The 7,581-nt window shown below is 66.7% G+C and carries 6 protein-coding genes; 3 read left to right on the top strand and 3 right to left on the bottom strand.

Going from position 1 to position 7,581, the window contains the following annotated elements:
- Window positions 1-899 precede the first annotated feature (899 nt).
- Window positions 900-1,169 (bottom strand): cytochrome C oxidase subunit IV family protein, encoded by a 270-nt coding sequence (locus tag Q0741_RS06535; protein ID WP_298232392.1) that lies wholly within the window; start codon window positions 1,167-1,169, stop codon window positions 900-902.
- Window positions 1,166-1,837 (bottom strand): cytochrome c oxidase subunit 3, encoded by a 672-nt coding sequence (locus tag Q0741_RS06540; RefSeq protein WP_298232393.1) that lies wholly within the window; start codon window positions 1,835-1,837, stop codon window positions 1,166-1,168. Before Q0741_RS06540 ends, Q0741_RS06535 begins: the two co-directional genes overlap by 4 nt.
- A 900-nt stretch (window positions 1,838-2,737) precedes the next feature.
- Between Q0741_RS06540 and Q0741_RS06545 the strand changes: the two genes are divergently transcribed.
- Together Q0741_RS06545 and Q0741_RS06550 are read left to right on the top strand one after the other, a co-directional pair.
- Window positions 2,738-2,896, top strand: a complete 159-nt coding sequence (locus Q0741_RS06545) for a hypothetical protein (RefSeq protein WP_298232394.1) — start codon at window positions 2,738-2,740, stop codon at window positions 2,894-2,896.
- Complete coding sequence (locus Q0741_RS06550) at window positions 2,893-3,867, top strand: hypothetical protein (protein WP_298232395.1); 975 nt, start codon at window positions 2,893-2,895, stop codon at window positions 3,865-3,867. The genes Q0741_RS06545 and Q0741_RS06550 overlap by 4 nt, the downstream gene beginning before the upstream one ends.
- Before the next feature lie 161 nt (window positions 3,868-4,028).
- On the opposite strand, the gene Q0741_RS06555 is transcribed toward Q0741_RS06550, so the two are convergent.
- Window positions 4,029-4,940, bottom strand: a complete 912-nt coding sequence (locus Q0741_RS06555; RefSeq protein ID WP_298232396.1) for a ferritin family protein — start codon at window positions 4,938-4,940, stop codon at window positions 4,029-4,031.
- A gap of 144 nt (window positions 4,941-5,084) precedes the next feature.
- Here Q0741_RS06555 and Q0741_RS06560 point away from each other — a divergent pair, with 144 nt between their 5' ends.
- Window positions 5,085-7,376, top strand: coding sequence for a NosR/NirI family protein (locus Q0741_RS06560; protein ID WP_298232397.1), 2,292 nt, complete (start codon window positions 5,085-5,087; stop codon window positions 7,374-7,376).
- The last annotated feature ends 205 nt before the right edge of the window (window positions 7,377-7,581 follow it).

The raw sequence follows: 7,581 nt of genomic DNA on the forward strand, positions 1-7,581 counted from the left end.
AGGGCTGCCAGCCCCAAAGCCGGCAAGTCAACCCACTCAAAATTCAAGAGAGCCCTTTTTCAAGGGGTTGGCGTATGCTGGGCCGTTGACCCCGTAACAGTACATGGGCTGTAGCAATGAACGCTGAAGAAGTTCGGATCGCTTGGCGCAACGGATTCACCGCTGGCGTGGATGCCCGGTACGGTTGTCCATACCGACCGGACACGGCCGAGGCCCAAGCATGGCAGGCTGGTTGGGAGCAAGGCACGCTCAAGCGCAATGGCAGTCCCCATCACGATGAGCCGCTGGACGCCGAGCTGGGTGGATCGCCTTCCAGTGATCGGTAGCGCAGCACGCCCTGGGCAGCAGCACGGCTGCGGCCCTGCACGCATGCGGGGACGGCTGTGCGCAGCGCGCTTCGGACTTGAGCCACACGGCACCCCGTCCACACCGCCAGGATCTGGCAGCCGCAGGTCGTTGGGCTTGAGCACGCTCAGCCCGCAAGCGCGGCGGCGCGCTCGATGTCTGCCGCAATGCCCTGCGCAAGGCCGCCGGGCAGGGCATCGCAGCGGTCGCTGGAAAGTTTCAAGGCAGCAGGCCCTGTCAGGTGGCGAGAGCCCGGATCAGCGCATCTAGCCTTGCGGCTCCAGCGCGTACAGCGCAAGGCGCAAGCTGACCTTGGACACGCGCTCATCGGCCTGGGCACGCTGCGGCTGCACGCTGGGAATGCCGGTGCTGGCAGCGGTGCTGCACAGGTTTCGCAGCGACGCCTGCGTGGACGTCTCGACAGCATCCAGCAGCGCTGGTGCATACTCAACGGCTCGCGTTCGCCGAGCGTCGATGGATTTTCTGCCTTATGGCCATTCCCATGGGCTGATCCTGCCGCCTTCTTGGGCCGGTAGCGCGTCGCCCGGCCCGGCTCAGGCTGCCCATAGCCACAGAGCCATGACGGCCAGAATCACGAACAGCAGCCAGCCCACCACGAACCGCCGCCATAGCGCTGGCGCTCCGCGCAACTCCATGTAGTCCAGCGCAATGGCAAGGCCTTTGGCCAGCGACATCGTAAAGACGATGCCCACGGCCCAGCCGCCATCCATTCCAAGCGGCGATTCCCCTGCCCACCAGGACACTCCCGTGGCCACCAGGGTCACCAGCCACAGGACATCGATTCGCTTGCAAAGAACATTCATCGCAGCACGTAGACCAACGGAAAGAGCACCACCCATAGCAGATCCACCATATGCCAGAACACCGCGGCCGTTTCCGGAGCCTGTGTGTCGGTCGCAGTCCATTGACGGCGCGGCACAAGAAAGGCGATCGCGGCAACGATGAGCACCGCTGCGGCGACATGCATGAAGTGGAAGCCGGTCAGCAGGTAGTAGAACATCCAGAAGTCATCGCTGCTCATGTCGTAGCCGGCGCGCAGCTTCTGCTTGTATTCGAGGCCCTTGACAAGCAAGAAAGCGATGCCCAGTGCCGCAGCGCTCCAGAGCCACCGTGCACCAGTGTTGACCCTTGAGCTGCGCAGTGCGTGCACACCCCGGGCAACACACCAGCTGCCGGTCAGGAGAATCACGGTATTGATGGCTCCCTGGCGTAAGTCCAGGCTTGATTGACCCGCACGAAACATCGCCGGGTCTTTTGCCCTGGCAAAGGCATACACGACGAACAGCAAGCCGAACGTGAACATCTCCAGCACGATGACAAACCACATCGTGATGTCGCCACTCAAGCGAATTTCGTCCACGCGACCTGAGGGCGGCTGGCCGGCCTCGGCGGTGTATGCGGCGTCCGAAGATTCCTCGGGCAAGCCCGGGATCGTTTGCACGGTGGTGGAGAAAAGCACGGCGAATCCCATCGGTCAGGCAGCCTTACTCAGGCAAGTTCTCACCAGCACGCCCGCCAGCGCGCGGCGCGCAGCGCGTTTATCCAAACGCGCACTTTGACGATCCTTTGCATGCCCCTACGGTGTCGAGTTGGCTGTCCAAGGCCTGGAACGCCAGGGAATGCAGCTCACGGGGGGCCATGGTGCAAGCGCTGATGGTCGTACCGGAGATCTGGCGCATTTACGTGTCCGTGGCGTTCGTCTGAAGATATATATCTAATGCTTCTTATTAATGTAGATGACGGCACTGAGCGTTTCCTTGAAGTAGTTCAAGGAACGCCCGGCGCCTCGATGGTCGTCATGCGTTCTCGTGGGGCAGGAGGTTCGCGCAGTTGCCGCTGCGGATGGAATGGGCTGAGGCTTCTTGCTGGTGTGGCAGGCGTCTGATGAGCCGCTTGAGACCAAGAACAGATTGCGGGCGCATCTTGCGTGCACTTGCTATTGAGTCGGCATCAATGAGCCAACAAACGAGCCCGGCAACGTATATCCTGCGCTAAATGTTGCCTCATCAACTCGATGAGGCCGCGTTGGCAGCAACCTTGATCGTCAACAGCAGGCCTGGGCGGTGACGGCGCGGCGTTGGCGCGGCGCCTCATGACTTTGGTCGTGTGTGCTCCACCGACTTGACCCGGCGCACCGGCTTTTTCCTGCCCTGTGCCGCGGCCGACGCTCTGATCTCCATATAGGCGCGCGCGACGCGGCACTCGCCGTTCTGGACCGGACCGTGGCGGCCTTTCCCCGCGCTTGAACGGCGTGGGTGAATACGAGGCCAACGAGGGCATCACCGTGCAGGCGATCTGCCAGGCCTTGATGCACGGCGCGGCAAACGCCTGAGCCGACGGCGGCGGCGCACCTGTGGAGGCCAAGCGAAAGATGCAGCCCGTGGAAGGCGGCCAGGACGGACCCGGCGGCAAGCCGGGCGTGGAACCGTGGGGCGCCGCGGTGCGGTTCCCGGGCGTGCGTTGCACGGCGGCGCTGCGGGTCACTGTGTATGGTGGCGCGGCGATGCGCCTTGATGGTCTTTTGCTGTGAGCTACTGCGGCGATCCCTTCCAGCACGACATCTTCGTCAGCTACAGCCATGGCTCGGATGCCGATGGCGAGCCGTTCCTCCAGCAGTGGTCGCATATGTTCGTGCGCGCGCTGCGGCAGGAGCTGCGGTCCGATCCGGACTACCGCAATAAGCTGGGGATGTTCTTCGACGCCGAAGGCGAACCCGGCTCGCGGATCGACCCCGCGCTGCCGCTGACCGAGCAGCTTGAGGCAAAGGTGCAGTCGGCCACGCTGCTGCTGGTGCTGATGTCGCCCGACTACCAGCGCAGCTCCTGGTGCGCCGACGAGCGTGCGTGGTGGCTGCAGAAGCAGGCCGCAATCGGCGCGGTCGCCGTGGGCGCGATCGCGCTGGCCGGCACCGCGTGGTGGCAGCGCGAGCAGGCGGAGATGGCACGGGTGCGCCAGCAGTCGGCGCTTGACGAGGTGGAGCAGGCGCTGGTACTGGCCCGCACGCAGGGGCAGCCATCGTCCGTTGGTGGAGATGGCGGTGGTGGTAGTGGTGCCGATTTGGCGGCGCTGGTCGCAAAGCTGGAAGAGAGCGTGCGCACGCTGAGCGCGGGCGTCGAGAACGCATCGAAGCCGCAAGCCAGCGCCACGCTGGCGGCGCGCGTCTACATCCACATCGACGACGAATCACAGCGCACGGCGGCGAGCGCATTTGCCGCGGCGCTGGCGCAGCGCACGCTTGGCCAGCAGGCGATCGTTGTGCCGGGGATAGAACGGATAAACGGCCAGCGCGGTACCCCATCGCTGCGCTGCTTCCGCCCCGACGAGTGCGGCGGCGAAGCAGCCGAGTTGCTCAGCATCGCGAACGCGCTGCTCACGTCACCGCGGCTGGAATTGCAGAACCAGAGCGAGCGCTACAAGGACAAGCCGCCGCGCCCGCGCCACTACGAAATCTGGTTCGGCAGTGCGCCAGTCGTGCCGGTGAGCAGCAAGGGGACGTCATAGCGCCGCTGGTGCATCGTGTTGTTTGGGCGCAAAGCGGGGCGAAGGGCGTGTCCGGCCAGGCGCCCCGGCCTGCGCCCGGCAATTCTGACATCCGCCCGGCAACTCATGAGGCCATGCTGCAAGGATTGCCGCTACTGCCACGATGGCGGCCAGCGGCGGATTCAAGCCCGCATCCTGCGCTCGATCTGCAAGGCCAGCCGGCCCAGTCGCCGCACCACTCGGGCGAGCGCTGTTTCGGCCGCGGTGAACAAGCGGCCTTCGCTGCTTCGCATGATCCCCTCCAGCGTCTCGCTCAGCGCTTCCAAAGGCTCCTGTGCGCGGACCAGCAACGAGACGACCGACGCCCCGTGAATCGTGTCCTCGTAGGACGCAGCTTCGCCGGCCGACGGGGGCAGCGGTGCCCCGGACAGTTCATCTTCCAGCAGCCGGGCGCTTTCCTCGTCACCCTGGGCACGCAACGCCGCCGCCACGGCGCGATGGCGTCTGGCGATCCCGGCCTCCCGTTGGGCCAGCAACGAGTCCAACGCCTCCTGCGTCGGGACGGTCGGCGGGGGTGCCTGTAACTGCCGCCGCTCGCGATGCCAGGCCTTTCGCCGCCAGCGTCGCATCAACGATGCGTGGCGCAGCTCTTCCAGCGCCAGGCGCTCCGCCTGGGCCGCCACAGCGGGATCGGATGCCTGGGAGGCGAGATAGCTGTACAGCGCGAACGCACGCTGTTCATTGTCCGCGGCGATGGCATAGGCGCGGTACGGTGAAAGCAGCGCGCTGCCCGCGACGTCGCTCCAGGCGCTTGCCATCTCCGGCGGCAGCCGCCATTTGAAGTCCGCGGTGTCCGGCACCGGCTCTCCCAGGGTTCCCGCCCAGTACTCGACGGCGTCGACGTGGGCCCGCTCCTCGTCGCGCATGGCGCGAAACGCTTCGGCCGTCGCGGCGTCACCACGGCGCTGCATGAGGTCGGCGAGCGCGTCATAGCGCCGCATGGACTCGCGCTCGATGGCGTTGGCCACGCCAATGAGCACCGACAGGCTCACCTCGCCGGTCTCGGGCTGGTGGTCGAACAGGGGTTTGCGCATCGATGGGCCTTTCCTGAAGCACTCGGCATGCTGCGGCACGCTTCCTGTATCCGATGACTTCGCAACGGAATCTCTACGGCGGGCAGGCAATTCGACCGTGGCAGGCACGATTTTTGCCGATATTCGCCGCTTGATGGAGCGTCCATGGCTGGCGAGGTGGCATTGATCCTTCAAATCCCACGACTGCTGCTGGTGCTGGTCATCACGGCCATCCTGGGGTGGGGGTGCCCGGTGCACGCCGCGGCCGATGCAGCCGGGCTGGACGCCTTCCTTCCCAAGGTCACCGCGTCGGACATTGTTCCCGGTGCGGACCGGTTCGGGCCGATGCGCGAGTCGCCACGGGTGGCTCCCGCGTACCGCGGCGACCGGCTGCTCGGCTATGTCTACCTGAACTCGGAGTACGTCGATGCCAACGGCTACTCCGGCAAGCCGATCCACATCCTGGTGGGCCTGGACACCGAAGGCACGATCGTCGGCGTCAAGCTGGTGGCGCACAGCGAACCCATCGTGCTGATCGGAATTCCCGAGCGCAAGGTCGTCACGTACCTGCAGTCGTTCGTCGGCTACAACCCGCTCAAGGCCTCCGCGACCAACCAAGGGCCGCCCCATCCCGACATCGTCAGCGGTGCCACCGTCACCGTGCTCGTGATGGGGGAGACCGTCGTGCGTTCAGCCGTGCGGGTAGCCCGGGCGCTGGGCACGCAGAGCGCGCCCGCCGGTGCCGCCTTGCCGCAGCAGCGCACCGTCGACAGCCAAGCGGGGGCGGTGGTCGACTGGAACACCCTGCTGAACGAGGGCGCGGTGCGCCACCTGCATCTGACGGTCGGGCAGGTCAACAAGGCCTTCGTTGAGTCGGGCAACAAGCTGGCTGCCGAAAGGCCGGAACCCGGCCCCGAGGATGCTGACTTCATCGACCTCTACGCCGCGCTCGTGTCGCAGCCGGCCATCGGCCGCAGCCTGCTGGGCGAGGAGGAGTATGCGAGCGTGTCCGGCATGCTGTCGCCGGGACAGCAGGCGATCCTTGTGGCCGGGAAAGGCCTCTATTCGTTCAAGGGCTCGGGTTACGTGCGCGGCGGCATCTTCGACCGCATCGAGCTGATCCAGGGCGCGGAGACGATCCGCTTCCGGGACCGGTTGCATCGCCGCGTCGGCGCGCTGCGCGCGGCGGGTGCGCCCGAGCTCAAGGAGATCGGCGTCTTCCTGATCCCCGCCGGCACCGAGTTCGATCCGGCTGCGCCATGGCGTCTGCAGTTGCTCGTGCAACGTGCCACCGGCGCGCTGGACAAGGCGTTCGTGTCCTTCACGCTGCCCTACGAGCTGCCCCGGCGCTACACCAAGTTGGTCGCCGCGGCCGCGGGAGCGAGCTCTGCGGCGGCCGCGAGCGAGCCGCGCGCCGTCGCGCCAGCCGCCGCAGCGGAGGCGGATACCCAAGGTGCATCCGCCGGCCAGGACGGGCCGCCGCTGTGGAAGCGCCTGTGGGCCAGCAAGGCCGCCTCCGTGGCCGTGCTCGCCGCGATGCTGGCCGTGCTGACGCTCATCTTCTTCTTCCAGGACGCGCTGGTGAAGCGCGAGAAGCTCTACGACCGCATCCGCCTGGGCTACCTGGCCATGACCCTGGTCTGGCTCGGATGGACCGTTCAGGCGCAGCTCTCGGTGGTGAACGTGCTGACCTTCACGACGGCGCTGCGCACCGGTTTCCAGTGGTCGTCGTTCCTGGTCGATCCGCTGGTCTTCATCCTGTGGTGCTCGGTCGCGGCGGCGCTGCTGTTCTGGGGCCGCGGCCCCTTCTGCGGCTGGCTTTGCCCGTTCGGCGCTCTGCAGGAGCTGTCCAACCGCGCGGCCCGGGCCTTGAGGCTGCCGCAGCTCAAGATCCCGTGGCGCGTGCACGAGCGGCTGTGGCCGCTCAAGTACATCATCTTCCTCGGCCTCTTCGGCGTGTCGCTCGGCTCGCTCGCCGTCGCGGAGATGTTCGCCGAGGTCGAACCGTTCAAGACGGCGATCATCCTGCGCTTCATGCGCGAGTGGTGGTTCGTGGCCTTTGCCCTCGCGCTGCTGGCCGCGGGCCTGTTCGTCGAGCGATTCTTCTGCCGCTACCTCTGCCCGCTGGGTGCGGCGCTGGCGATCCCCGGGCGCATCCGCATGTTCGACTGGCTCAAGCGTTACCGCGAGTGCGGCAATCCTTGCATGCGCTGCTTCAAGGAATGCCCGGTCGAGGCCATCCATCCGGAAGGGCACATCAACCCGAACGAGTGCATCTCCTGCCTGCATTGCCAGGTGCTTTACCACCACGAGCACAAGTGTCCCGTGCTCATCCAGCGCCGGCTCAAGCGCGAGAGGCGCTCCGCGATGGCGCCGCCGCCCCTGGCGGCAGAAGCGGGCGCCGCAGCGCCCGTCATTCCGATCGTCCCCGCGGGTACCGGCCAACCCGGCACCTGAGCGGGCATTACAACCCTCGAAGGAGCCCGTCATGAGCGACGATTCTCACCAAGGCCAACCCGTGGACCCCCGGCGCCGCGCCGTCCTGGGCACTGGCGCCAAGGCCGTTGCGCTGGCGGCGGGGGCCTCCAGCGGACTGCTGGCCGGCTGTGGCCCCAAGGCGGGCGAGCCCGCGGCAGCCGGCGCCGCGTCCACGCCGTCGGCC

The organism is uncultured Azohydromonas sp. (assembly GCF_937926365.1).
Classification (GTDB): domain Bacteria; phylum Pseudomonadota; class Gammaproteobacteria; order Burkholderiales; family Burkholderiaceae_C; genus Azohydromonas.

What these genes read in the sequence shown, in the direction of transcription:
- Q0741_RS06535 (WP_298232392.1), bottom strand. Translation starts at nt 1,169, where the DNA reads ATGAATGTTCTTTGCAAGCGAATCGATGTCCTGTGGCTGGTGACCCTG.
- Q0741_RS06540 (WP_298232393.1), bottom strand. Translation starts at nt 1,837, where the DNA reads ATGGGATTCGCCGTGCTTTTCTCCACCACCGTGCAAACGATCCCGGGC.
- Q0741_RS06545 (WP_298232394.1), top strand. Translation starts at nt 2,738, where the DNA reads ATGCAGCCCGTGGAAGGCGGCCAGGACGGACCCGGCGGCAAGCCGGGC.
- Q0741_RS06555 (WP_298232396.1), bottom strand. Translation starts at nt 4,940, where the DNA reads ATGCGCAAACCCCTGTTCGACCACCAGCCCGAGACCGGCGAGGTGAGC.
- Q0741_RS06560 (WP_298232397.1), top strand. Translation starts at nt 5,085, where the DNA reads ATGGCTGGCGAGGTGGCATTGATCCTTCAAATCCCACGACTGCTGCTG.